This window comes from Anabaena sp. UHCC 0204 (assembly GCF_009711975.1).
Taxonomy (GTDB): Bacteria; Cyanobacteriota; Cyanobacteriia; order Cyanobacteriales; family Nostocaceae; genus Dolichospermum.
In genome coordinates this window covers 1-23,961 of record NZ_VIKW01000011.1, presented here as the reverse complement: position 1 = coordinate 23,961, position 23,961 = coordinate 1, and the positions used below count along the sequence as shown (strand labels likewise).

The following is a 23,961-nucleotide window of genomic DNA, read 5'->3' as shown; positions in this document are numbered from 1 at the left end:
AAGAACTATAAAGAACTATATATATTCAGGATACAAAGTTTTACCTGTTTCCGGTGAGAGTTGGGATACAAGAAAAACAAAATTTGAACCAACCCGAAGAGGCAGGGGGGCAGCGGTTCGGCTTCGCTCACCGACCGGGAGCAGGGAGCAAGGGGGATTCCTTTGCGCCTTTGCTCCTTTGCCTCTTTGCGCGAAACAAAATATCTAACTGCAAATCACCCTAAAACCCGATAACCAATATCTCTGCGATAATACATCTGCTCAAATTGAATATGTTCGATACCTGCATAAGCTTGAGCGATCGCTTCCTGGAAATCCGCACCCAATCCTGTCACATTTAACACTCGTCCACCATTCGTCACCACTTCCTGGGCTGCATTTAATTTCGTCCCGGCATGAAACACAGTCGCCCCTGCTGTCTCGGCTGCTACAAAGCCAGTAATTACCTTACCCTTGGCATACTCTCCTGGATAACCACCAGCAGCAGCCACCACCGTAGCCGCAGCCCCTTGTTTCCAAGCAATAGGGGGCATATCTCCTAACCGCTGTTCGATACAAGCCAAGATTAAATCTTCCAGAGGTGTTTCTAACATCGGTAAAATTACTTGGGTTTCGGGATCACCAAAGCGACAGTTAAATTCTAAAACGCGAAAATCACCATCTGGTGTAATCATTAACCCAGCATACAAAACGCCTCGGTAGTCAATCCCCCTAGCTTTTAAGGTTGTGATGGTTCTTTCTAACACCTCAGTTTGCACCCGTGCCATTAATTCTGGTGTTGCTATCGGTGCAGGAGCATAAGCACCCATGCCGCCTGTATTTTCTCCTGTATCACCTTCGCCAACGCGTTTATGATCTTGAGCAGGTAATAATGGGCGAATGGTTAAACCATCGGTTAGAGCTAAAACTGATACTTCTTGTCCCAGTAAACATTCTTCAATGACAACGGAACTACCAGCCGCACCAAATTGTCCTTGAAAAATCGCTGCAATCGCTTCTTCAGCCTGAGCAATGGTTTGGGCAACTGTGACACCTTTACCAGCAGCTAAACCATCGGCTTTTATAACTATGGGCGCTCCTTGAGTTTGGATGTAAGCTTTTGCTGGGGCTGCTTCCGTAAATACCGCAGCTTTGGCAGTGGGAACTCCAGCTTCTGCCATTAATGCTTTAGCCCAAGCCTTACTTGCTTCTATTTGCGCCCCTGCTTTGTTGGGACCAAATACCATTAAACCTTGATTTTGCAGATAATCAGTAATTCCCTGAGCTAAAGGCACTTCTGGACCAACTACTACTAAAGAAATACCATGAGCGATCGCATATTGACTAATACCTGCAAAGTCATCTACTGCTAAAGACAAGTTTTGACAACCTTGCATACTTGCTGTACCCCCATTACCTGGTACGCAGACAACTTGCTCAATTTTATCAGATTGCAGCAATTTCCACGCTAGAGCGTGTTCACGTCCCCCATTACCGATAACTAAAACTTTCACTTATTTCCTCATAGTTCTCTTACAGTCATAATTAAGAATACTCGCAAATCAACTGTTTACTATACATCTTTTCAAGAATGAAACAAAAATCAGTTAATATCTAATAGTTGTGAGCGATTATTTTCTGTCTAAAGTGATTAAGTCTCATCATTTTTCTGCTATTTTGTCAGCTTCTCCAGCGGTTTTCAATTGGGATAAAAAGGACTTTATTGCTGTTTTAAAAAATGCGGCTGATACTGCTGAATTAAATGTTGTTGGAGAAATAGCGGTTGAATTTGTCCCCCAGGGAATTTCTACAGTAGTTTTGTTAGCAGAATCTCATATAGCGTTGCACTTTTGGCCGGAAGCAGCAAAGGTGACAATTGATATTCATATTTGTGATTACCAAACGGATAATTTAGAAAAAGGTAGATTTTTAGCTAACATTCTGACTAGGGAAATTAGTAATGATGATAGTTTAGAAAATTGGCATTATTTATCTATTTCTGATTAAGGACTTCCAAGAAATAAATAAACGTTAGCGTAGCGTGCGTGTAGCGCATACCGCAGAGGACACAGAGGAATAAGGGTTTGATAGTGTTTTTTTGGGAAGTCTTTTAAGTAAGCGCCTAAAAGCACCAAGCAATTAGAAAGGAAGCAGAAATATAAGCAAAAGTTTCAATTAAACCTGCACCAACATTAGGAATTTCTTGATTAACAATTTCATCATAAAACCTGACACCGGGAACTAAAATTAAATCGGCTAACCAGCGAATTCCTATTAGAGAAATTAAACAAAATAAGAGTGTTAAACTGTATTGAGTAAAACTAAAAATCCAATTTTGAAATTCTGTGGAAAATGCGACTATAATAATATTCCCAGTCGCAATTAGTAAACCAGCTAAAGCTACACCTGCGGCTGGATTATTGCGTCTTTCTATTTCCGCAAAAACATTATATTTAGTAATTAAGGGATAAACATAAGTGACTAAAACCAGGACACATAAACATTCCAAAATAATAGCTAACTAAAGCAATAGCAACCGCAGGATTATCTTTTACAAATAATTCTACATTCAATTCCATGCGCCGTCTAAATAATTTTTGATAGGCGAATTGTCCTATCCAAAATAAGCCAAACCCTACTAACAATTCTACAGTAATAACTCCTGCTTGAGTCAAAGCTGACATGATTAATTCATTCATTTTTATTCCCTATCAATGTTTGAAATAAACTAATTAAAGTATCAGCTAATTGATCATAAAAGAAGTAATCATGAGCGCCGATAGTTTTTCTATATGTGCCACCAAATCTACTTTTAAATTGGGAGAACTTAGTATAAGCATGATTAGGTTCTTTGGTAAATCCATAGAAATCATAAAATTGACAACCCCGGATTTTAGCTTTTTGCATTGCTTCCCAATGTAAGCCATAACTGGCCATAACTTCTCTATGCAATAAGCTCGTTCCACCATATAAATAAGTTGCGACATTACCGCAATATATCACTAAAATGGCTGCTATTATTTCCCCTTTCCAGGTAGCTAAACCAATTTCTATCATGTTAGTTGTAAATAATGTTTGACAAAGATTGATAAAAAATCCATAGGGTTCAGCAAAGAAATTTTGACGCTGTGCAGTTTCCCAAAATAAATCATAAAATAAGGGAATTGATTGGGAATCATTACTAAATTCTATATTGACATGATACCGCTGACTCAACCGGATATTATAACGCCCTTTTGGCTTCATGGCGGCTAGTATTTGCTCGTTATCTGGGCGCAAGTCAATTAATAAGGTTTCATTGGGTAATAAGTCAGCAGGAGAGCGTACAAATCCTTGGAGATAATCGGGTTTTTCGTGCCAATTTGGTTCTATTCGGAAAGCTATTCCTCCCATTGTTTGAGCTATTTTTTCGGCTGTTTTTAATAATAAATTTATGCCTTCTTCTGGGTAATTTTCTGGTAAAATTGGTCCACCAGGGGAAATTAATAAATTTGCTTTGTTAGTATGGGGATATAAATAATAAATGCAGCCACCTACTAAATAATTATTTAAAAATAAGCCATAGCGAAATGTTTTGTATCCTTCTAATTCTTTAAAATCCGCCCAAGTCCAAGTTTGCATAAAGGAGCTAAACTGGGAATTATTGATGAGAATTTGCCAATTTTCTTGATCTTTTTGGGTTAGTTTTCTAATTGTTAATTGGTTTTGATGAGTCATGGTTTGTTTTTGTTTCACGCAGAGACGCAGAGGAGCAAATACGCAAAGTCAGAAATACGGTATTTATTCATTTTTGAAGCGATGAAATATACTGGCTAACCAACCTACTCCTACCATAGTTAATATAAATCCAAAGACTTTATTTTCACCACTAGAAGAGTAAGCATTACCAGAACTTGAACTTCTAGAATAGTAACCTTTTGCAAATACAGAGTCTGGTGCGACTAAATTGGCCATTAATAATGTGACTGATAAGAGGGTGATAAATTCAATGGTTTTTGGTGATAAGTTGGTTAATGGTTGATTAGATTTGATTTTTTCGGCTAAATTTTTGAGTTCAGTCGCAATTTGCGGTGGTAGTTCTTGCGCTCTTGCTAATAAGCTATTTAATAGGCTTTGACAGTCTATTTCTAGTAATAAGTCTTGGATATGTTCTAACCATGATGTTGTCATTTTTTGGCTATGATAGCGATGACGAACTGGGATATATTGATTAATGTCTATTGGGGGTTTTTCTGTATCTGCTTGGGTGTAAATATTTTCTAACCAAAATTTAGCTACTGTGTCTAAATCTAAGGCATTACTATTACCTATTTCTGTGCTTGTTTGTTCATTAATGTCTAGGAAATTAATAGTTTCTTTTGCTTCTAAATTTGATTCTAATTCAGCATTATCTATACCATTGAGTAAGTAATAAAATAACTGTTTATTTTCTATGGTGTTAACCATAAATTGCTGGCGGTTTTTAGCAATTTCTTCGTCAAAGATAAATGCTTGGAGAATTTTGTCGTGGGTTAAATATTGGAGATTATCGGGAAGAGAAATTTTTTCTATTTCCTCTGGCTGAATTACTTCGGATGATGCTAATAAAAATCCCCATTTTCCATAATCATGATCACTAAATGAGGGAATATTTAGTTGTAAAGGTTTGGTAAATAAACCCGCTGATATTAATGTTTGATATAAACACCAAAATGCTTCTGTGTTATAATTAGGGGAGACAGCATTAATACAAGTTAATCCAGCGGGAATAAGTACGCGATTAATTTCTTGAAACCATTCTCGGCTATATATTGCAGTTTCTTCGGCTGTGTTGGGATAGGTAAAATCAGAAATAACTATGTGATAATAATTTTCTGGAAGTTGGGAAATAAATCCAAATGCTTCTTCTGTGTAGATGGTGACTTTTTCCTGTTCTAGGCTACCATGATTGTAAGGTTTAAATACTGTTTTTGCTAGTTCTAAAACTTCTGGATCATAATCTACTAAATCAATCTGTTTAACTTCGGAAAAACGTAATATATCTCTAGCGGCTAATCCATCACCTCCACCACAAATTAAGACGCGCAAATCTGTGTCAGGAAATCTGGAAATTGCCAATTTTATCGCCGGAATTACTAAATATTCATGATAAATGGCTTCATCTTGACTATGAAACTGTAATTCACCATTAATATAAAAGGCGATATAATCGTTTTGTTGTTCAATGAATAGAGAATTAGACATAAAATTTTATCCAAATATCATCATGCAAACACCGACAATCAGCACCATTAATGCTATGACAAGTTCACCAAATAGACTTGCATCTAATTTCAAGTTAGATGATTTTTTAACTACTCCTTTTTGAATGTGAGAAAATTCTTCAATTTTGACAATTTTAGTGGAGTAAATTTCTATTTTTCCCTGGGGAAAGGCTTCAATAGCTAAGTTGGTGATATGATCTTTATCCCAGTAATCCCAAGTAATTCGAGATTGGGTTTTGTTGGTTGATTCATATTTACCTTCTGTGTCAGACTCAAAGTAATAAGATTTATAAAAAAGCTGCAATTCTGGATAGGGAATACTGTCTGCTTGCATTCTTTCCCAGAGTTCAGGTAATATATTTTGTTTAGATTCTGGTACTAATAAGCGAGCATTTTGGACTAGATTAGAGATATACCAAGTAACAAGCCAGGATGGTTCTTCAGAATCATATTCTCGCAATAAGTAATGTTCAGTTCCTCCTGATGATTTTAGTAACCATTCATCAGTTTGATAACCTTCGGTATCTCGATAGGTACTGTAATCTTCTATATCCCAATCTACACCATGATACCTGACGCGATCGCCTGCACGCATATCCTGGAGTTGTTTTTGAGCATCAGTTATAGACATAAATGCTTTACTATGAGCAAGTGTGACTTTTAAAACAGCGTTGATTTAGTTTACTATATAAAGCGGTGGTAGCAAAATTTAACAACATGAGTGGTAAATTAATTGTATTTGAAGGGGTGGAAGGTTGTGGGAAAACTACTCAGATGCAACTGTGTTCTCAGTGGTTAGAAAGTTTAAATATATCTGTCGTGCTGACTCGTGAACCGGGGGGAACAGAGTTAGGAACGGATTTGCGGAGGTTATTATTGGAAAAGTCACCTAGTAAACCAGTGGGGGAAATCACGGAACTGCTATTGTATGCTGCGGACAGGGCGCAACATATTGAAGAGGAACTAAAACCGAGTTTAGCTATGGATAAGTATATCCTATGCGATCGCTATACTGATTCTACTATTGCCTATCAAGGTTATGGCAGGGGTTTAAGTATGAGTATAATTAATCAACTTAATCAGATTGCTACAGGTGGTTTAGTCAGTGATTTAACTATTTGGTTAGATGTAGATGTGGAGGTGGGGCTATCTCGCAAACGTGGACAAGCTACACTAGATAGAATTGAACAAGAAACTATTGCTTTTCATCGTCGAGTACAGCAGGGATATACTGAGTTAGCTGTATCTTATCCATCCCGAATTGTGCAGGTAGATGGGAGTGGGAGTCAAGAGGTAGTGCAACAAAGTATACAGGAAATTTTACAGAAACGCCTGTTTTTATAATTATGTTTTCGCCATTAGTCGGACAACAGCAAGCGGTAGAATTATTAACTCAAGCTGTTAAACAAGACAGAATTGCACCAGCTTATATGTTTGTCGGTGCAGATGGTATAGGCAAAAGTTTAGCAGCCCGGTGTTTTATTGAATTACTTTTTTCTAGTTCTCTAAAACCTGATCAAATTCCCATTTTACAAAATCGGATTCGTCAAAGAAATCATCCGGCTTTATTGTGGGTAGAACCAACTTATCAATATCAAGGACAAAGACTCACCCCAGCAGAAGCAGCAGAAAAGGGAGTTAAACGCAAAGCACCGCCAGTGATTCGTTTAGAACAAATTCGAGAAATTACCCAATTTCTTTCTCGTCCACCATTGGAAGCATTGAGAAATGTCATAGTTCTAGAACAAGCAGAAACAATGGCGGAATCCGCTGCAAATGCATTATTAAAAACTTTAGAAGAACCAGGAAAAGCGACATTAATATTAATTGCCCCTTCACCGGAATCTGTATTACCAACTTTAGTATCTCGTTGTCAAAAAATTCCTTTTTATCGTTTGGATACTGCGGCTATGAATCAGGTTTTAACACAAACAGGAAATGGAGAGATTTTACAACATCCAGAAGTTTTGAATATAGCCGCAGGTAGTCCGGGAAATGCAATGTCATCTTACCAACAATTACAAAGTATTCCTAGCGAGTTTATAGCACAGGTAAAAAAAACGCCGACATCTTACCGTCATGCTTTAGAATTAGGAAAAAAAATTGATAAAGAATTAGATACCGAAGCGCAATTATGGTTAGTTGATTATTTACAACAATATTATTGGCAACAAATACATGAACCGAAAATTATTCAACAATTAGAAAAAACTCGGAAATATTTACTTTGTTATGCCCAACCTCGCTTAGTTTGGGAATGTACATTTTTAGCTTTATTGCAAATATCGCAAAATTAACTTCTGCCAATTTATGAGATTTTAAAATTTTTACCTTAAGCTTATTGTCAGTATTAATACGGACATGATACCATATTTATATTATTAAAGACTAAAAAACCACGAGGTCAGAGTATGTCATTCCAGCGCGTTCATGACTCTAGTCCGAAAAATAGTCAAACATCTTCAAATCACAACCCATTCGCATCTCGTCCTTTCTCTGTCCAACAGCCTCAAAGACCACAAACACCAGAAGAACTGGAAAAACAGGCTTTTGAACAGGACAAGTTTGAAGCTATGGGATTAGAAGTCAAGGAAACACGCGGCACAATTACATCTGAAGAGTCAGAACAACTAATTGTCCTACAAGCGAAAATGGATAGCTTTTTGCAAAGACAGTGGGATGCAGTCAAAGGAAGACCGAATCTTTTGGATATTGCCATAAATAATTATCAAGCTGCACAGAAAAATCAATCTGTACAACAGATTCAACCTAGTCTACTTGCTAATAAACCAATTAGGGCAAATTTCACACACAGATCATCAGCACCTCTTCAACCTCAACTAAATACTCATCAACCAAATAGGGTAACTTCTACACCTTCACCAACAGTATCTCTTCAGGCCAAATTAACTGTTGGTCAACCAAATGATCAATATGAACAAGAAGCAGATCAAGTTGCTGAGAGGGTCATGAGTATGTCTCCTCCCTCAACTCCCAATATTCAGCGTCAAGGCCAGGAAGCATGGACAACAAACATTAATCAAAAACCAATAGCCAGCAGTATTACACCGCTAGTCAGTCGCAAGCCAGAATCAGAAGAAGAAGAGGCTATTCAACCCAAGTGTGACACTTGTGAACAAGAAGAGCAAATTCAGCGATCTCCCAACCTACTCCAAGCATCATCCGATGGTACTACTCAAGCACAACCAAGTCTGGAAAGTCGGTTAAATGCCACTAAAGGTGGAGGAAGTCCTTTGGCTGATGGGGTGCGAAACTTCATGGAACCCCGTTTTGGGGCTGATTTTAGTCAGGTGCGAGTACATACGGGTTCTGAAGCCGTGCAGATGAATCGGGAATTAGGCGCACAGGCATTTGCTAATGGTAATGATATTTACTATGGAGCAGGGAAAACACCAGGAAATAATGAGTTAACAGCGCATGAGTTAACCCATGTGGTGCAGCAGACAGGCGGAGTTCAAAGACAATCTATTGTTCAGCTAAGTCCTTTATCAGAAGAAGTAACACAACTTTGGAATCCAGAGCAGAAAGCCGCCTTCTTTCACAGGTTACGCCGACTTGATGACAGCCAAAGAAGAGATGAAGATTTACGGCAATGGGTAGATCAACATCTGAGAGGAAATGATAGATGGTTGGCAGATAATATTCTCCTGTATGGTGCTGAAGTCAATTGGCCAATTGCATTGCGTGTAGAACGAGAAATGCAAGGCTGGACAGATAGCGGGGGGTCTGAAGCTGTTTTTGCAATTTTACGGGAAGCTCATGGTACAGAGGCTACCAATGCCGATCTTTCAGATACTCTGCGGCGGATTTTTGCAGATAATCCAGAATATCTGGCAACAGCGATCCAATTGCAACATCACCACCAGACAGCACAAGATATTGATAGTAATGTGATGGATCTGACTTACAGACGAAGAACTACAGAGTATGACGAGCGTAGTGTCAGACGTATTCAACAACGTTTAATAGATATTGGTTGTCTTCAAGAAACAAATGAAGGGTTTGCATGGGGTCAGATGAATGATGCAACTACACAAGCGATCGCCCGCTTTCAAACCTGCCACGCTTCAGAGATTACTCAAATTCAAGAAGATATGGAAGCGATCGAAGCACTAGGTACAGGAGATGCTTCCAGCAGTGCTAGAGCAGCAATGAGACTACAAGAAAGCGAAATACAAACAAATGATGTTACACATCAAGCTCTAGCTAATGCTTGGCCACGTCGGTTTTTCGGCGTTTTACTCGAAAATCAAGCCCAAGCTTATGAATACATTGCTAATCAAGTTCTCCAAAGAAGTCTACCTTTTGATCGACAACGAGTTAATATTGTTGGCGTGAGAGGCTTTCAGGGTGGAGGGGTTCACGATAATCCCAGAGTTAGACAAAGAACAAATCGTTATGATGATACGTTTTTTATCTTGGCTTTAAATGAACAAGGAGAAACTCTGCTTAGAGAATTTAGAGGAACAACAGATCCAGGTGGACGTACAGGTTATGAGCAAAGCTCAGATCCAAATACACATCAAATGGGAGTAGATCAACAATTAAATTATCATTTCAGTTACACTACCAGTGAAAAATTTAATAGACCTATGCTGGGGCAAATTTCTGGTACACCCGATCATCCAGGCGTTATAGATCCTCGTCGCCGTAGTATTTTAAAGGAACGAGGAATTTCTGAAGAGGATCGTCGTAGTTCCAGAATTCGAGAGGAAAATCGTCAAGATCGAAGTCCAACTTCAGAAATGATACCAACAGGAGTTGAGGAAAAGATTCTCTATGATCGACTACGCACAGAATATGGACGCAATCATTTACCAAGACATCCAGAATATCGTGGATATGATGAACAAGAATTTGGTATTGCCATCCACAGTGGAGGAGGTTGGGATAGTGATCAAGTCACAGCAGATTCTACAGGTTGTCAAGTGGTTCATGGAGACTGGTATGGCAGTTTTATTCAAACTTTACGCCGAGCATTGACTTGGGAAAGACAACGCAGAGGACTTGCTGTTCCATCTGATCCTCAGCAATTAGAATTAGTGTCACAAGGAGATGTTCTTTACTCACTTCTGAATGGTGAAGATTTAATACCTCCGTCGGCAAGAGAAGCATCTGATGCAGAGACTTGTCGTTGTGACGACTCCCTTGCCAGGGAAGTGCGATCGCCGATCTTGTAGGGTGGGCAAATGCAGATAATTTCCGAATATTGTCAAAGGGTTTTTCTGTCCGCATTTTGGCGATCGCCTGACGTAAGTACCTGAGCAAAATTAATTAAACATTTTGAAAATACCTAAACCAATGAATTACGTAGGGGCAAACCCCCTGTGGTTGCCCTAAACATGGGGTAGGCACGGGGGCGCTACCCCTACATCAAACATGGGGTAGGCACGGGGGCGCTACCCCTACATCAAATCCTTTTATATAATCAATTTTGCTTACCTACTGTAATATTTTGTAACTAAATCAAGGTTGAAATGGTGTACCCTGATGAAAGCGAAGTATCCAACCAGTTGTGGTTCGTGACCAGATAGAGCTTCTTCGTGCATATTCAACAATGCCATCATACGCAATTTCACTATTATATGTAACCTGGGCAATGTTTTCGTTGAGCAGACGAACATGAAATTCAGGTAGAGGAAAGACGGCATCTATTGTTTGAGGTGCTACCGCCAAGGTATCCTGTCTTTGGGAAACTTTTCCAGATCGTCCAAACTCAAAGAAGTCATTGGCAATTAGTTCGTTCATACGCTGCATATTAAAACGAGTTTCTTTGCGCCATAGCTCCTCCTCTAAGCGTTCGAGGATCTCTCGGTCTGCGCTGCAAATTTCCATAAAAACCGTATCCTCTTGGTTTGACACTTAACACTCTTCGCTGAGTAGTGCGCTCGCTCCTCTGATAACGACTATTTTAATTGTCAGGCGATCGCATTTAAAAAGTTAAATTTCCCCAATCACCTAAATAGCAGAAAAGTAAACTTTAGACTTAACTGGATCAGGAATCATTGTTTTATCTCCTGGTTGCCAATCAACGGGACAAACTTCATCAGAGTGAGATTGAACATACTGCACTGCTTGTAAAGTTCGCAGAGTTTCATCCACACTGCGACCAAAAGCTAAATTATTAATTGTAATATGTTGTAAAATGCCGTCTTTATCAATAATGAACAAACCACGTAAAGCAATACCGGCTACAGGATCAAGAACATTATAAGCGGCGCTAATTTCTTTTCTAATATCAGAAATTAGGGGATAATTTAAATCACCAACACCACCAGATTTCCGATCTGTTTGAATCCAAGCGAGGTGAGAAAATTCACTATCAACAGAAATACCAAAAACTTCTGTATTCAATTTGCTGAATTCTGGATAGCGATCGCTAAAAGCGGCAACTTCAGTGGGACAAACAAAGGTAAAATCTAAAGGATAGAAAAACAACACTACATATTTACCACGATAATCAGACAGTTTAATGGACTTAAACTCTTGATCAAATACGGCTGTTGCGGTAAAGTCAGGAGCTTGTTGACCAACACGCAGGCATCCTTCATTTCCATAAGTGAGATTCATAAACCTAATTCTCCTTCACGTTATATCCATATTCATGATTCCCTGAACACTGTCAGAGTTTAATTGTATCAGGTCACGGTGAATGGGAGTGTGTGCCAAAGACTCATAAAATCGCCATTGTCCAAAAAGAACCGCAAAGCAGGAGTAAAAAACCTGACCAAATAATTCTGTAAAAATTTGATATAATTTGGCATTAGCATTAGTAAATAATATTCGGGAATGTAAACTTGTGAATACATCAGAATGGTTACTGACTAATGGCTTGGGTAGTTTTGCCAGTGGCACAGTTTCTGATGTCCGCACCCGCACTTATCACGGTTGGCTATTTGCTGTTGGAAATCCCCCTTCAGACCGGAAATTATTACTTTCTCACTTAGAAGCAAGTTTAGAAATAAAAGGGGAAGCTATCGCACTGGGGACAAATTTCTGGAGTAATGGTCAAATTGATCCCCAAGGCTATAAATTATTACATTCTTTTGAACTTAACCCCGTACCTAAATGGACTTGGGGTGCAGAAAATTGGCAGTTAACTAGACAGTTGATGATGCCTTATGGATTGGAGAAAGAAGCCCTTAGTTCTGCGATATGTTTTAACCAAAGGCTGTTAATTCAGTATCGCTATGAAGGCAAAGAAACAGCAATTTTAAAATTACGGTTAATTATTGGCGATCGCAATTTTCATCACCAACAAACTCATAGTCAAGAATTACATTTTTCACAATTATTGGGTCAACAACAAGTCTGCCTCCAAGCCATTAATGCTGACCAATTTGGAACACCTTGGCATTTACGTTGGACAAAAGGAGAATACAGCGGAGATGCAGTTTGGTATTGGCATTATGGATTACCAGAAGAAACAAAACGGGGATTAGGCGATCGCGAAGACCTTTATAGTCCTGGATATTTAACAGTTCATTTCCAACCTGGAGATATCATCACTTTAGAAGCAAAAGTAGGTTTACCCGATGCCCACGAACCACTTCTTTCACCCCATAGTTTTGCAGAAGCAGTAGACGCAGAACAAGAAAGACTCACAAATATTTTTAGCCCCAGTGAACAGAAAGAAAAATCTTTTCATTCCCTATCAACGACTAAACAACAACTTCTCAAAGCAGGGGATCAATTTATTGTTCACCGCGCTTCTATTGCCGGACCCACCATCATTGCTGGCTATCACTGGTTTAATGATTGGGGCAGAGATACCTTAATTGCTTTACCAGGATTGGCGCTAGTTCCCCAGCGATTTGATCTAGCCAAAGGACTATTAAATACTTTTGGGAAATATTGTCGTCATGGACTAATTCCTAATGCTTTTCCTGATGTTGATGGTGAACCTTTTTATAATAGTATTGATGCTACCCTCTGGTGGATTGAAACTTTAGGACTTTACTTAGAAGCTACCCAAGATTGGCAGTTTTTAGCAGCACAATTTCCGATTGCCCAACAAATTCATAAGGCTTTTGTGGGTGGGACTCGCTACAATATTCAAGTTGATGCCACTGATGGGTTGGTGAGTTGGGATACTTGTGGTGTTTCCCTAACTTGGATGGATGCGGTAGTTGACGGCATACCTGTTACACCCCGTCGAGGTAAAGCAGTGGAAATTAATGCTCTGTGGTATTCAGCGTTATGTTGGTTTAGTGCGTGGGCAGAAAAACTGAGTCAGCTTGATGTTGGTGACGCTGTGCGGCTGTCTAAACAGGGAAAACGCTACGCCCAACAAGCAGAACAGGTAAAAGCCTCATTGCAAAAATTTTGGAATCCCCAGTTAGGCTATTTGTATGACACCATTGAACCAGATGATCGTCGTAATTTCCAAATTCGTCCCAATGCAGTTTTAGCTTTATCACTACATCATTGCGGTTTTGCTCCATCTCAAGGGCAACAAATATTAAACTTAGCCACCGATAGACTACTTACACCCTATGGACTACGTAGCCTTGATCCTAGAGATCCCCAATATATAGGTAAATATGAGGGTAATCCTCAAAAACGCGATCGCTCCTATCATCAAGGTACAGTCTGGAGTTGGCTAATTGGCGCTTATATCCGCGCCTGGCAACGTTTTTACCCAGAACAACCATTACCTTTTGACTGGCAACCATTATTAGATCACTTTCATCATAGTGCTTGCCTGGGATCAATTTCGGAAATTTTCGATGGTGATGCTCCCCATTTACCCAGAGGAGCGATCGCCCAAGCTTGGTCTGTAGCCGAAGTGATCCGTCATCTGTGAACAAACAACCAGCCAAGGAGAAATATACTTCGTTCTTCTGTTGACTCCCAAAAAACTTTAATATTCCTGCTGGAATTATCCTCTGTTAGAAGTTATTATTGTAAAGATAATTTGCATCTCAGAAATGGCAAGATAGTCTAAAAAATAAGAATTCACAAAAACAAAGTTTAGGTGCAATCTTCTATTATATCATCGAACCTCAACAAAAAGTTCAATTCCTCTCTGATTCTTGCTTTTATACTACATACCTCATCCTGCGGATGATTCTGTGAATTCTTTCTTGATAAAATTTCTATTCAACTTCAACTGATCCGAGTGAACGATAACAGCTATGTCTTACGTATCCCTTTTGAAAAACATACCAGAAATATTAAGTCAACCAACGGGGGTAGCCGCTATAGCCTCGCTTGGTATTCACGGTGCTATTGCCTTAATTGTGCCATTCATGCCAGTTAACTCTAGTCAATCTTCAAACACTGACTCCACAAAAGCAGTCGGACTAATGGAATTGAGTCCCGCAGATCAAAGCCGACTACCACAAGCCCCCAGTACATCCCCAGTAGCTTTACAGCAACCCCAACTACCCCTACAACAACAGCTACCAGCTAATAACTTCGGCAACTCATCAACTATTTATCCCCCCATCCAACCATCATCATTATCTACTCAACCAATATTACCCGTTATTCCTAGCTCACCAACCAACTATAACCTCTCATACCTACCTCGTAGGCAATCTATCCAAAGATTGACTCCCAATAATTTACAAGCAGAAATATCTCGGTTGCAAGCGAGAAGTACATTTTCTCCATCTACTTCTCCGTTCGTAAATAATAATAATTTCAATACCAGAAGAATCCCCGAAACTGAACCTCTAGATATCAATAGATTGCCACAAGTTAGGCAGAATAACGAAATACCTGGAGAACCACTAAATAACCCATCATCTGAACCTATTGATATTGGTAGTACAATAGCCGCAGGAGTTGCACCACCACAAACAATAGAGTCAGAAGAAAATAAAGTTAGAGTTGTTCAAAATGGCGAAAAAATAGCTTTAGCAGATACTTCTGTGAGGAAATCACCAGAAATTCTCACAAACCAATCTGAACCAAAAAGCGAAGCAAATAAACAACTGTTGGCTAAACTGGATGCTTACAACACCCTGAGACAAAACATTCGCCAAGAATATCCGAATGTCAAAGAAAAAGGGGTAATTAGGGAAGTCATCTCGACAGGTAAATCAGAGATGGAAGGTACAGTTTTGGGTAGATTAGTTGTAGATCCAGATGGTAAAGTCTTAGATATTAAATTCCAAGAAGGAACGGGATCACAGAAGTTACAATCTAAAGCTAGAGAGTTTTTTAATGCTAACCCACCCCAAGCTGATAAACAACTAACTACTTCTTATGCTTTCCAATTGCGATTCCAAAATAATCCTCCTGCTTCTGGAGTAAGTGCTAATATCCAACCTGCACAAACTCTAAATCCTGAAAAAGTATCTACTTCTGAAAAACAACCTGCACAAACTCTAAATTCTGAAAAAGTATCTACTCCTGAAAATTCCCAGAATCGTCTAGATACCCCTAGAGTAAATACCCTTAATCCTACACCTTCACCTACAGAAAACAACGATAAGCCTACCGTATCTACAGAATCAAATCAACAACTCATCCAAAAATTACGTCAAATCAAGGAAGAGAGAAAAAACCCTTAACTAATCCTGGCGACTAGAAGTCACGCGCCACTTGCTACAAGTCGGGGAACCCGCCCAACGCAGTGGCTTGGCTACACAGACAAAACCCCTTCGGGTTCGCCAGTTCCCTACGGTGGGAGACCCGCCTACAGGACTGGTCTCACCACCTCCGTGGGTTAAATTCCAAATTTCTGTTAGTCCACGTAGGTGGACTTTGCTTGTGTAGTAGTGAATTATATTCGCCCAAAACTTTTCAAACATCCTATTTCCACAATGGACAATGTACAATTGACGATTAACAATGAGTTATGGATACCGCAGAAATATATTATAAATGGATTGGATTACCCTCCTGCGATCGCTACAATCTGACTTTCTCAAAAGGTTAACATCTGGTTGTTTACTCCATTGTGAAATAGAAGGTCAACATAGTGAATTAACTATTATTTCTGGTAACAGATTAAAAACATTGCGGGAATTTTGCTGGTTAATGGCAGAAAAATATAAACGTACTTCCCCAGTCCGTGACGTTTTTATTAATAATCTCAAAGGTAAATTAGGTGAAGAAGTTGTTAAAGAAAGGTTAGCGGATTTTATTACTGAAATTGATTATGAAAAACGTTTTGGTGGTGATGGTAAAAGTGATTTTACTCTGACTGCTAATTCTGTAGTTGGTGTGGAAGTAAAATCCCGTCACGGTAGTATTGATAGAGTTAGGTGGTCAGTTAGTGCTGAAGAAGTGGAGAAGAATGCAGTAATTGTCTGTATATTAATTCAAGAAGAAGTTAATGAAGCCCAATCTGCATATCACCTTTTTTTGGCTGGATTTCTCCCCACTCAAATGATTAAATTGAAAACTGGGAAAATTTCTTTTGGCATTAATCAATTATTATATGGTGGTGGTTTATTTTCTTATTTAGAACAATTTCAAGTTTCTAGTAATTCTCATTTATCTCAGCATTCATTGAGTCCCAACCAATCTATTCCTGTTGATTTAACTAATGTTTATTTAACTAGTGGCGATGAATATTTCCAAAAAGGGGAATATGCAGCCGCAATTAATAGTTATAATCAAGCATTAAAACTTAATGATCATGACGCTGATATTTATTATAAACTAGGTTTAGTTAATTATCAATTAGGAGATTATCATACAGCGATCGCTAATTACAGCCAGGCAATAAATATTAATATTAATCATGGTAAATCCTATCATCAAAGAGGTTTGGCATATTATCAAATAGGTGCTTATCAAATAGCCATAGAAGATTATACCCAAGCCATTAGAATTAATCCCCATATTGCTATTAATTATAAAAATCGGGCTGATGTTCGTTCTCATATTGGTGATAATCAAGGGGCAATAGAAGATTATAATCAGGCAATTAATATTAACCCTCATTATGCCACCACCCAGAAAAACAAACAAATATCTCGTTATTTATTAGATTATCAACAGCAATTACAGCCAGTAATTAATATTGATCCTGATGATGCTATTGGTTATAAAAATCGCGGTAATAATCGGGCTGAATTAGGAGATTATGAAGGGGCAATTGCCGACTATACCCAAGCAATTCAAATTAATAATCATGATGTTGATGCTTATTATCATCGAGGTAATGCTTACTCTGATTTAGGAAATTATTCAGCCGCAATTACTGACTATACTCAGGCAATCAAAATTAATTCTCAATATATTGATGCTTATTACAATCGAGGAAATGCCCGTTTAGAAGTAGCCGATAAACAGGGTGCAGTTGAGGATTTTCATAAAGCCGCAGATTTGTATTGGCAACAAGGAAAATTAGCAGAATATAAAGATACACAAGCTAGAATTATAGAATTAGAAATAGAAGCATCTTTAGACATTTTAAACTTTTAAGGAAAAAATAATGGGTAGTTGCAAAAATATCAAGACTATATGTGGCTTAATTTTGATAACTTCGATCATCAGCTTTCAGAATACAGTCATAGCATCTGTAAAAAATCAGCCCCAGATCATAGTTAAACAGCAACCGCAGAGAAAAAATTCTCAACCCCATCCAGCTTTTCAAGCAATTCTCCCGGCTTTAAAGCAAAAAACCCAGATTAAGATTTTATTACCTAAGTATATTCCTGAATCAGACGGAGAAAATCCACTTTACACGATTATCGAAACTGCTACAAAAAATAAATACGAGATATTACTAGGATTTAGTCCAGATTGTAATGGTGGTTCGGCCTGTCGTTTCAGTATAATTACAGGAGAAGCTATCACACGGGCAACACCTCGCCTAACTGGTAAACCTGTATTTCTAGCTAAGGGTGTTACAGGCTATTTTGTTGATTTTCGTTGTGGTGCTAATTGTTCAGATGCCACATTAACTTGGAGACAAGGAGGGGTGCAATATAGGATCGGATTAAAAGCTGGTCTTTACAATTCCTTAATAAAAATGGCAACCTCAGTAATTTCACCCTAGTTGAAACAAAGTTTTGTATACAGAATAGGAATTGCGAGTTACATCATTGGGCAATACCATGAATTATCAACAGCAATTAGCAAAGTATCTGAAGTATCCAGTCTTATCAGTAATGTTAGGGGCTAATTTAGTAATCACAGGTATAGCGTCTACCGCTTTAGCCCAAACAACAGCAGTATCATCGGTGAGTAAAGGTGTTACATTTACCTGTAATGATACAGAAGCAACCATCAAAGCCAAAAATGGACCCAAGGTAACTGTTGGGACAACAAGTATCTATATTGGTTATCAACAAGTATCATCTGTCAATAAAGATCCCCGGATTGTTCGTTTTGATAATGGTGTGAAGAAATGGTGTCGTAGTGATTATGAAACAACTGGTGATGATGGTACAGGTTATGGACTAATTTGGGATGGAAGCGGAGTTTTATATGGCGTTTTTTCATCTACAGGTACACAGACTGGCAATGATTTCCGACGTTTTGCTAGTGGACGTTGGCTAACCAGTTATGGTAGCGGTGGTGGGGCAAAAATAGGAGTTATAGCCCGAATTAATCCCATTAATGGGGATGTCAACTACGCTACATTTTTACCCGCTAAAAAAAGCGATGGGAAAACTAACTCTCTAACTGTTAAAGAATTATCATGGAATGGTACAACTCTGACTGTAAAAGCAGATTCTACATGGAGTCCACTGCGTGCGAATAAAACTCGCATGACTTGTGTTGCAGGTACTCCATCACCTATTAAATACACAGCCGTATTTACAGGCGATTTAATCAAAGTTAATTCTGCTTCAGCTATAGGTTGTAGTTAGGTGGGAATTCAAATAGATAACATAAATTGCTAGTAGTTTGTCAAAAAGTAATTGACAGGTAAATAATCTTCCTTCTTCCTTCTTCCTTCGCGCTCTTCGCGTCCTAATGCCTACGGCACGCTCCGCGAACGTGGTTCATTTCTTCTTTATTCGTCAAAATGTATTTATAGATCAGGTGCGTTAAAAGTAGTTAACGCACCTTCTTTATTTTACTTTTGGGAGACCATATTCATATCCCAAGTATACAAACCAATTTGGTGAGGAACTCTGACAAATCGGCCTGTGCGATGACCCCTAGATAGTTCATTGAGAACCTTATTTTTGACCTCTCTAACTTCTTCTGCATTTAGATGTCCATAAATGCCATTGACGATTTCATTAACATTAAAAATTCGTCCAGCATTGTCTTCTAGGAATACAGTTAGAGCATCAATTAAAAATTGACCCTCAAATTGTGGCAACATCGGTACTACTTTCATCTGAGGTCTGATGAAATGTTTATTGGTTTTAGTGGCTTTAATGCCTCTAGATATTCCCTTAGTATGAATAGGAGCAAGTGAACCTAAATCTAGAGTGTAACAGCCAGGTTCATTAGGAATGCCAGACCAATAGCCACTTTCTCGTCCTTGAGTCAGAGATGATTGGACTCTACCTTTAACGACTTTAAAGATAGTAGACTCTAAATCACCATAAAGCGATCGCACAATAAAATCTATGTGACAGACAGTCCCCACAAATTCTCGCAAGAGCTTCTTTAAAGCCTCCATGCGAGTCATATTTCCATAGTGGGGAAGCATAGGAATCTCTTCCCCTTTAGTGACATAGTGACGACGCTTAGGGGGCGAATTATCCGCATCTCTAATTTCGGAAAGGGAATGAGTGATTTCTAAAGAGTCTGATGTTGAACGTTGCGACTCTAAAGACTGCCAAGTTTCCCGATTATGGCTGTGGTTAGAAGACAACAATAACAATGAATCATCTTCAACATCCTCAATTTGTGATAGTTGTTCATTGTCATCAGTGTAAGACCAAGTAGACAACAAAGATTCTACATGATCTAATTGCGATCGCGCCTCTATGAATAGACGTTGGTATTTTTGGGCGAGACTCCCATAGTAATCTCGTAATTCCAACAATGGCGTAATAAATACATCGGGTGGTGATTTTAATTGTCCTGGAGAATTCATAGCAATTCAATCAATCTAAAGTTGTATCGCTGGTATAAGACATCGGTCGAGGTTTACTCGGTTGAGATACCTGTAATGATTTTTTAGGAGGTTGGGGAGGACGACAACTTTCACAATATAGAGGGCGTGTTCCGAAAGTTTCCCGCTTTGTAGCCTGATTACATTCTTTACAAACAAAGTTAAAAACTCTCGTGTGAATCAGCCTTTTGTGCGCTCTGACAGTATATTCTCTAACATCAATTACTTTGGTTGCCATAATTAATAATTGCCAATCTCAATCCTCTTTATATAGCTATTCAAGCAAATGAAACTGTATCAGTGTGTGTTTTTATGGAAGTTTTCCAAAAAATCGAAAAATCCTATCCAAGCCAGAAAAAAGAATAGCTATTTCCGATATATTAACAGTGACAGAGATATATTTACTCATCCATTAAGTCATAGGCTTAACAGGAATATATAAAAAATTATTACCCGCGTAATTACTAAATACAACAGTGCTTTTTAACATCTATCCTGAGAATTAATTATATAATTGCAAATATAGTTTTAGGCATATTTTCAAACATAGGTAATCACTAATTAGGGCTTGCGGAAAAAGTCGTAGGAGCGTATCTCTGACGGGAGATGGAAGCGTCAGCATTTGGTGCAAGGGCGTATCCCTGACGGGACTGGAAGCATCAGCATTCGGTGTAAGGGCGTATCCCTGACGGGACTGGAAGCATCAGCATTCGGTGTAAGGGCGTATCCCTAACGGGGGCTGGAAGCATCAGCATTCGGTGTAAGGGCGTATCCCTAACAGGGGCTGGAAGCATCAGCATTCGGTGTAAGGGCGAAGCATTCGGAAAATAAACTTGGGAAAAACCGATAATTTATCGTCCGAATGCTTCGCCCCTACTGGGGAAAAAACCGAGAATTAATCGCCCGAATGCTTCGCCCCTACTTGGGAAAAACCGATAAATTATCGTCCCTACTTGGATAAAAATGAAGGATGAAATGAAAAGTCATTCCACCCTTCAGGGTTTAACCTACAATTAACCCAGAGGAATTTTCACAGCTTTGTGTCTTCCTTCTTCCGCTTTGGGAATAGTAAGACGGAGAATTCCATCCTTATAATCTGCCTCTACTTTGTCATTTTCTACGACTGTAGGCAAAGCGATTACCCGTTCAAACCTGCCATAACGAAATTCCGAACGAGTTGTACCTTCTTCTTCCGTTTTAGTTTCCGATTTCCTTTCACCACTAATAAAAACGGATTCAGGAGTGACTTCGAGATTAATATCTTTTGCGTCTAAACCTGGTATTTCCACTTTCAAATTCAAATTACCATCAGCTTCAGAAATTTCAGCAGCAGGAATAAAAGTTATTCCTTCTCTTTGATCTCCATTAGTTGGTAATAATTGTTCAAACAAGCGATCCATTTGTCGCCGGAGAACGCCCATTTCAGAGAAGGGGTCCCAGCGTTCTATTTCCCGGAAAGGTTCCCAACGTATAAGTGCCATAACTATCTCCTCAAAAATTCACTATTGGATTTCTTGATTTGTTAAGCCTAAAGCTTCAGCTTGTCACTTGGTAAACAATAATACGACTGGTCTAACTTTTAACTTTCAAATTTTTGAAGCTTTATCTTTGGCTTCCTACCTAAATAATAACACTAGAAAATAAATTGATTACAGTTCGGTTTTATAGATATGATTATCGTAATTACCGTATTCTTGTGGCGATATTTCCAAAATCAAATAATTATCCTATATCTTGTAAAGATTGAATAACACTTTTAAGTAAAATATTTCTAGCTTTATTGATGAAAAAGTGATCACCATCTATCATTTGCAAAGAAAAAGGAGCAATAGTTTGTTCACACCATGCTTCTAGTTCATAATCAGTAAATTCTTGATCTTTTAACCCACCAAAAACACTAATAGGAAAATCAAAAGCTGGTTGATGTGTGTAAATATAGGTATCTAAAACCGTAAAATCTGCCCGGAGAATAGGGAGAAAAAGTTTCATAATCTCTGTATTTTTCATGACATCATCAGGAGTGCCATTAAAATTCCGAATTTCCTGCCAAAACTCTGGATCTGGTAAATTGTAAATAGGTTTTTTTGTCGGAGTAACTTGTGGTGCATTGCGAGCAGCAATAAATAGATGTAATGGAGTTAAGCCATAATCTGACCGTAGTAAGCGAGTTAATTCAAAACTGACTAATCCACCCATACTATGACCGAAAATAGCAAAGGGTTTATCTAGATAAGGGCTGATATTTTGGGCTATTTCCTTTACCAACGGTTGCATTTTTGTGTAGAGAGGTAATCGCATTTGTCTTCCCCTTCCAGGAAGTTCTAGAGGACACACTTCAATACTTGAGGGTAAATAATCCGGCCATGTCCGAAAAACCGTGGCGCTACCCCCTGCATAGGGTAAACAGAATAGACGTATTTTGGCTTGGGGGTTGGGTTGAGGACAAGTTACCCAGGAATTAAAGGTGGTTTTGGTTGTCATAAAACTTTAAGTAGGATTTGCTGAACAAGTCTCAGATGGGTTTTTGATTTGGAATAGATTCTAGCTTTATATGGCTACCGCCACGCTATCAGCAAGCCCTACTTACAACTGGCTAGGTTATTGAAAGTTCAGAAGATTCAAGTCTTTAACTGTGGCACTAAATACAACCGAGATGAAAAAAAACCCCGTCCTCAAGGACGGGGTATAAAGAAGCCGGGACAGGGCATTGCCACGACTCTAAACGGACGCACCAGACAGAGTAAGATTATTATCGCTAGTGCGACGCTGCGGAAAAGGTAGTATCAGTCAGTGAAGCGTCAATACAGGTATTAATTAGGAAGCTTGAACACCTGCCAATTTTTTGCCCTTTCCGCGCTTAATCAGTAAGCCTCCAACTCCTAAAAGAGCAGTACCTAAGATGGTACTAGATTCAGGAACTCTTTCAGGAACAGCAGTTTGATTAATTGGTGAAATTTCCAAGTCTCCAGACAGAAGCAGAGAAAAAGGTAAAGACTCCGGTGTTTTTGGTAATAGTCCTATAAACTGTTCAACGTCAGATGGATTTGCGTCAGATGGAACAAGAGTTAATAACTCTGGTGGTAGCACCTGTGGTAATAAGGCATTACCATAAATTCTGATCGTATCTATACTATTTGCAAAAGCATTAATTTCAAAAAATAACCCAGAGGAATCCACACCAATTGAGCCAATATCACCATCAGCAGGCACTATGTTTCCAAGTATAGTAATCGTATCCGCAGAAACTCCAGAAGTAAATAAGTTATCTAATGCAGACTTAGATAAATTATAAGTTTGGGAGGAAAGAGCGGGAGCTAAAACATTCAAATTAAAATCTGTAATCAAATCACTAAAATCCGGGCTGGGAGAGTCATTAATATCAATTGTTCCGTTAAAAACTAAAGGTGGTGCAGAGGAACAATCTATCTCAGAATTAAAAACAGTTAACTTACAAGTAGTATTTTGGAAACTAAGTCCTAATGTTACGGCTGATGCCGTTTGTAAATTAGCAAAACCTATTATTGTTCCAGCCATAACAACGGAGACCGTTGTTGTCAACATTTTAGTAAATTTTTTGATCATCTTCCTTGAAAAGTAGTGCAAGTAGTTTTGCTTGTATAGCAAAAACTACAGATATTAAGTATTTCAGTATAATCAACGCTTTCGTATATTTTGTCTATCTATCTAGAGACATAGATACAGTTGAACTATTGTATAGTTATCTACAATACC

General features: G+C 38.6%; 22 protein-coding genes. 9 read left to right on the top strand and 13 right to left on the bottom strand.

What is annotated here, in order from left to right; all coding sequences use genetic code 11:
- Window positions 1–215 precede the first annotated feature (215 nt).
- Window positions 216–1,493, bottom strand: a complete 1,278-nt coding sequence (gene purD / locus FJR04_RS11400; RefSeq protein ID WP_168494722.1) for a phosphoribosylamine--glycine ligase — start codon at window positions 1,491–1,493, stop codon at window positions 216–218.
- A gap of 109 nt (window positions 1,494–1,602) precedes the next feature.
- Here purD and FJR04_RS11395 point away from each other — a divergent pair, with 109 nt between their 5' ends.
- Window positions 1,603–1,986, top strand: coding sequence for an S-adenosylmethionine decarboxylase family protein (locus FJR04_RS11395; protein ID WP_371717749.1), 384 nt, complete (start codon window positions 1,603–1,605; stop codon window positions 1,984–1,986).
- A gap of 115 nt (window positions 1,987–2,101) precedes the next feature.
- Here FJR04_RS11395 and FJR04_RS11390 read toward each other — a convergent pair whose 3' ends face one another.
- From FJR04_RS11390 to FJR04_RS11375, 5 genes are all read right to left on the bottom strand, one after another.
- Entirely contained in the window at window positions 2,102–2,488 is a 387-nt protein-coding gene (locus tag FJR04_RS11390) for a DUF350 domain-containing protein (protein WP_217359324.1), read from the bottom strand.
- Window positions 2,433–2,678 carry a DUF350 domain-containing protein gene (locus tag FJR04_RS25910; RefSeq protein WP_217359322.1) on the bottom strand — a complete coding sequence of 82 codons (246 nt, stop codon included), beginning with the start codon at window positions 2,676–2,678 and terminating at the stop codon, window positions 2,433–2,435. Before FJR04_RS25910 ends, FJR04_RS11390 begins: the two co-directional genes overlap by 56 nt.
- The gene (locus FJR04_RS11385) at window positions 2,671–3,696 is read right to left on the bottom strand and encodes a peptidoglycan bridge formation glycyltransferase FemA/FemB family protein (RefSeq protein WP_168494720.1); all 1,026 of its coding nucleotides are present in this window, start codon (window positions 3,694–3,696) and stop codon (window positions 2,671–2,673) included. The genes FJR04_RS25910 and FJR04_RS11385 overlap by 8 nt, the downstream gene beginning before the upstream one ends.
- 63 nt (window positions 3,697–3,759) lie before the next feature.
- Window positions 3,760–5,202, bottom strand: a complete 1,443-nt coding sequence (locus FJR04_RS11380; RefSeq protein ID WP_168494712.1) for a spermine synthase — start codon at window positions 5,200–5,202, stop codon at window positions 3,760–3,762.
- Between the two features lie 6 nt (window positions 5,203–5,208).
- The gene (locus tag FJR04_RS11375) at window positions 5,209–5,853 is read right to left on the bottom strand and encodes a DUF4178 domain-containing protein (protein ID WP_168494710.1); all 645 of its coding nucleotides are present in this window, start codon (window positions 5,851–5,853) and stop codon (window positions 5,209–5,211) included.
- Between the two features lie 86 nt (window positions 5,854–5,939).
- Here FJR04_RS11375 and tmk point away from each other — a divergent pair, with 86 nt between their 5' ends.
- The 3 genes from tmk (at window position 5,940) to FJR04_RS11360 (ending at window position 10,423) form a co-directional block, all read left to right on the top strand.
- Window positions 5,940–6,566: a dTMP kinase gene (gene tmk / locus FJR04_RS11370; RefSeq protein WP_168494708.1), complete on the top strand. Its 627-nt coding sequence runs from the start codon at window positions 5,940–5,942 to the stop codon at window positions 6,564–6,566.
- A 2-nt stretch (window positions 6,567–6,568) separates the two neighbouring features.
- On the top strand, window positions 6,569–7,519 hold the full coding sequence (locus tag FJR04_RS11365; RefSeq protein WP_168494706.1) for a DNA polymerase III subunit delta': 951 nt from the start codon (window positions 6,569–6,571) through the stop codon (window positions 7,517–7,519).
- 114 nt (window positions 7,520–7,633) lie between these two features.
- Entirely contained in the window at window positions 7,634–10,423 is a 2,790-nt protein-coding gene (locus FJR04_RS11360) for a DUF4157 domain-containing protein (protein ID WP_217359320.1), read from the top strand.
- A 286-nt stretch (window positions 10,424–10,709) separates the two neighbouring features.
- Here the strand turns inward: FJR04_RS11360 and FJR04_RS11355 are convergent, their stop codons facing one another.
- Both FJR04_RS11355 and FJR04_RS11350 read right to left on the bottom strand, forming a co-directional pair.
- Entirely contained in the window at window positions 10,710–11,078 is a 369-nt protein-coding gene (locus FJR04_RS11355; protein WP_168494704.1) for a DUF4440 domain-containing protein, read from the bottom strand.
- A 123-nt stretch (window positions 11,079–11,201) separates the two neighbouring features.
- Complete coding sequence (locus tag FJR04_RS11350) at window positions 11,202–11,813, bottom strand: peroxiredoxin (protein WP_168494702.1); 612 nt, start codon at window positions 11,811–11,813, stop codon at window positions 11,202–11,204.
- Between the two features lie 229 nt (window positions 11,814–12,042).
- On the opposite strand from FJR04_RS11350, the gene FJR04_RS11345 reads away from it, so the two are divergent.
- The 5 genes from FJR04_RS11345 to FJR04_RS11325 all read left to right on the top strand — a co-directional run bounded on the left by FJR04_RS11345 (window position 12,043) and on the right by FJR04_RS11325 (window position 19,024).
- Window positions 12,043–14,049 (top strand): amylo-alpha-1,6-glucosidase, encoded by a 2,007-nt coding sequence (locus tag FJR04_RS11345; protein ID WP_168494700.1) that lies wholly within the window; start codon window positions 12,043–12,045, stop codon window positions 14,047–14,049.
- Window positions 14,050–14,380: 331 nt separating this feature from the next.
- On the top strand, window positions 14,381–15,766 hold the full coding sequence (locus FJR04_RS11340) for a hypothetical protein (protein WP_168494698.1): 1,386 nt from the start codon (window positions 14,381–14,383) through the stop codon (window positions 15,764–15,766).
- Window positions 15,767–16,079: 313 nt separating this feature from the next.
- Window positions 16,080–17,630: a tetratricopeptide repeat protein gene (locus FJR04_RS11335; RefSeq protein WP_168494696.1), complete on the top strand. Its 1,551-nt coding sequence runs from the start codon at window positions 16,080–16,082 to the stop codon at window positions 17,628–17,630.
- 7 nt (window positions 17,631–17,637) lie between these two features.
- Window positions 17,638–18,207 (top strand): hypothetical protein, encoded by a 570-nt coding sequence (locus FJR04_RS11330; protein WP_371717791.1) that lies wholly within the window; start codon window positions 17,638–17,640, stop codon window positions 18,205–18,207.
- A 58-nt stretch (window positions 18,208–18,265) separates the two neighbouring features.
- Window positions 18,266–19,024 (top strand): hypothetical protein, encoded by a 759-nt coding sequence (locus tag FJR04_RS11325; protein WP_168494692.1) that lies wholly within the window; start codon window positions 18,266–18,268, stop codon window positions 19,022–19,024.
- A 209-nt stretch (window positions 19,025–19,233) separates the two neighbouring features.
- Here FJR04_RS11325 and FJR04_RS11320 read toward each other — a convergent pair whose 3' ends face one another.
- The 5 genes from FJR04_RS11320 to FJR04_RS11300 all read right to left on the bottom strand — a co-directional run bounded on the left by FJR04_RS11320 (window position 19,234) and on the right by FJR04_RS11300 (window position 23,790).
- The gene (locus FJR04_RS11320) at window positions 19,234–20,211 is read right to left on the bottom strand and encodes a hypothetical protein (protein ID WP_168494689.1); all 978 of its coding nucleotides are present in this window, start codon (window positions 20,209–20,211) and stop codon (window positions 19,234–19,236) included.
- A 10-nt stretch (window positions 20,212–20,221) separates the two neighbouring features.
- Window positions 20,222–20,467, bottom strand: a complete 246-nt coding sequence (locus FJR04_RS11315; protein ID WP_168494687.1) for a hypothetical protein — start codon at window positions 20,465–20,467, stop codon at window positions 20,222–20,224.
- A gap of 775 nt (window positions 20,468–21,242) precedes the next feature.
- Window positions 21,243–21,710 (bottom strand): Hsp20/alpha crystallin family protein, encoded by a 468-nt coding sequence (locus tag FJR04_RS11310; RefSeq protein WP_168494685.1) that lies wholly within the window; start codon window positions 21,708–21,710, stop codon window positions 21,243–21,245.
- Between the two features lie 241 nt (window positions 21,711–21,951).
- A complete protein-coding gene (locus FJR04_RS11305) occupies window positions 21,952–22,710 on the bottom strand; it encodes a thioesterase II family protein (RefSeq protein WP_168494683.1) in 759 nt (252 codons plus the stop codon).
- A gap of 333 nt (window positions 22,711–23,043) precedes the next feature.
- Window positions 23,044–23,790 (bottom strand): PEP-CTERM sorting domain-containing protein, encoded by a 747-nt coding sequence (locus tag FJR04_RS11300; protein WP_168494681.1) that lies wholly within the window; start codon window positions 23,788–23,790, stop codon window positions 23,044–23,046.
- Window positions 23,791–23,961: the final 171 nt, after the last annotated feature.

What these genes read in the sequence shown, in the direction of transcription:
- FJR04_RS25910 (WP_217359322.1), bottom strand. Translation starts at nt 2,678, where the DNA reads ATGAATGAATTAATCATGTCAGCTTTGACTCAAGCAGGAGTTATTACT.
- FJR04_RS11385 (WP_168494720.1), bottom strand. Translation starts at nt 3,696, where the DNA reads ATGACTCATCAAAACCAATTAACAATTAGAAAACTAACCCAAAAAGAT.
- FJR04_RS11380 (WP_168494712.1), bottom strand. Translation starts at nt 5,202, where the DNA reads ATGTCTAATTCTCTATTCATTGAACAACAAAACGATTATATCGCCTTT.
- FJR04_RS11375 (WP_168494710.1), bottom strand. Translation starts at nt 5,853, where the DNA reads ATGTCTATAACTGATGCTCAAAAACAACTCCAGGATATGCGTGCAGGC.
- tmk (WP_168494708.1), top strand. Translation starts at nt 5,940, where the DNA reads ATGAGTGGTAAATTAATTGTATTTGAAGGGGTGGAAGGTTGTGGGAAA.
- FJR04_RS11365 (WP_168494706.1), top strand. Translation starts at nt 6,569, where the DNA reads ATGTTTTCGCCATTAGTCGGACAACAGCAAGCGGTAGAATTATTAACT.
- FJR04_RS11360 (WP_217359320.1), top strand. Translation starts at nt 7,634, where the DNA reads ATGTCATTCCAGCGCGTTCATGACTCTAGTCCGAAAAATAGTCAAACA.
- FJR04_RS11355 (WP_168494704.1), bottom strand. Translation starts at nt 11,078, where the DNA reads ATGGAAATTTGCAGCGCAGACCGAGAGATCCTCGAACGCTTAGAGGAG.
- FJR04_RS11350 (WP_168494702.1), bottom strand. Translation starts at nt 11,813, where the DNA reads ATGAATCTCACTTATGGAAATGAAGGATGCCTGCGTGTTGGTCAACAA.
- FJR04_RS11340 (WP_168494698.1), top strand. Translation starts at nt 14,381, where the DNA reads ATGTCTTACGTATCCCTTTTGAAAAACATACCAGAAATATTAAGTCAA.
- FJR04_RS11335 (WP_168494696.1), top strand. Translation starts at nt 16,080, where the DNA reads ATGGATTGGATTACCCTCCTGCGATCGCTACAATCTGACTTTCTCAAA.
- FJR04_RS11325 (WP_168494692.1), top strand. Translation starts at nt 18,266, where the DNA reads ATGAATTATCAACAGCAATTAGCAAAGTATCTGAAGTATCCAGTCTTA.
- FJR04_RS11320 (WP_168494689.1), bottom strand. Translation starts at nt 20,211, where the DNA reads ATGAATTCTCCAGGACAATTAAAATCACCACCCGATGTATTTATTACG.
- FJR04_RS11315 (WP_168494687.1), bottom strand. Translation starts at nt 20,467, where the DNA reads ATGGCAACCAAAGTAATTGATGTTAGAGAATATACTGTCAGAGCGCAC.
- FJR04_RS11310 (WP_168494685.1), bottom strand. Translation starts at nt 21,710, where the DNA reads ATGGCACTTATACGTTGGGAACCTTTCCGGGAAATAGAACGCTGGGAC.
- FJR04_RS11305 (WP_168494683.1), bottom strand. Translation starts at nt 22,710, where the DNA reads ATGACAACCAAAACCACCTTTAATTCCTGGGTAACTTGTCCTCAACCC.
- FJR04_RS11300 (WP_168494681.1), bottom strand. Translation starts at nt 23,790, where the DNA reads ATGTTGACAACAACGGTCTCCGTTGTTATGGCTGGAACAATAATAGGT.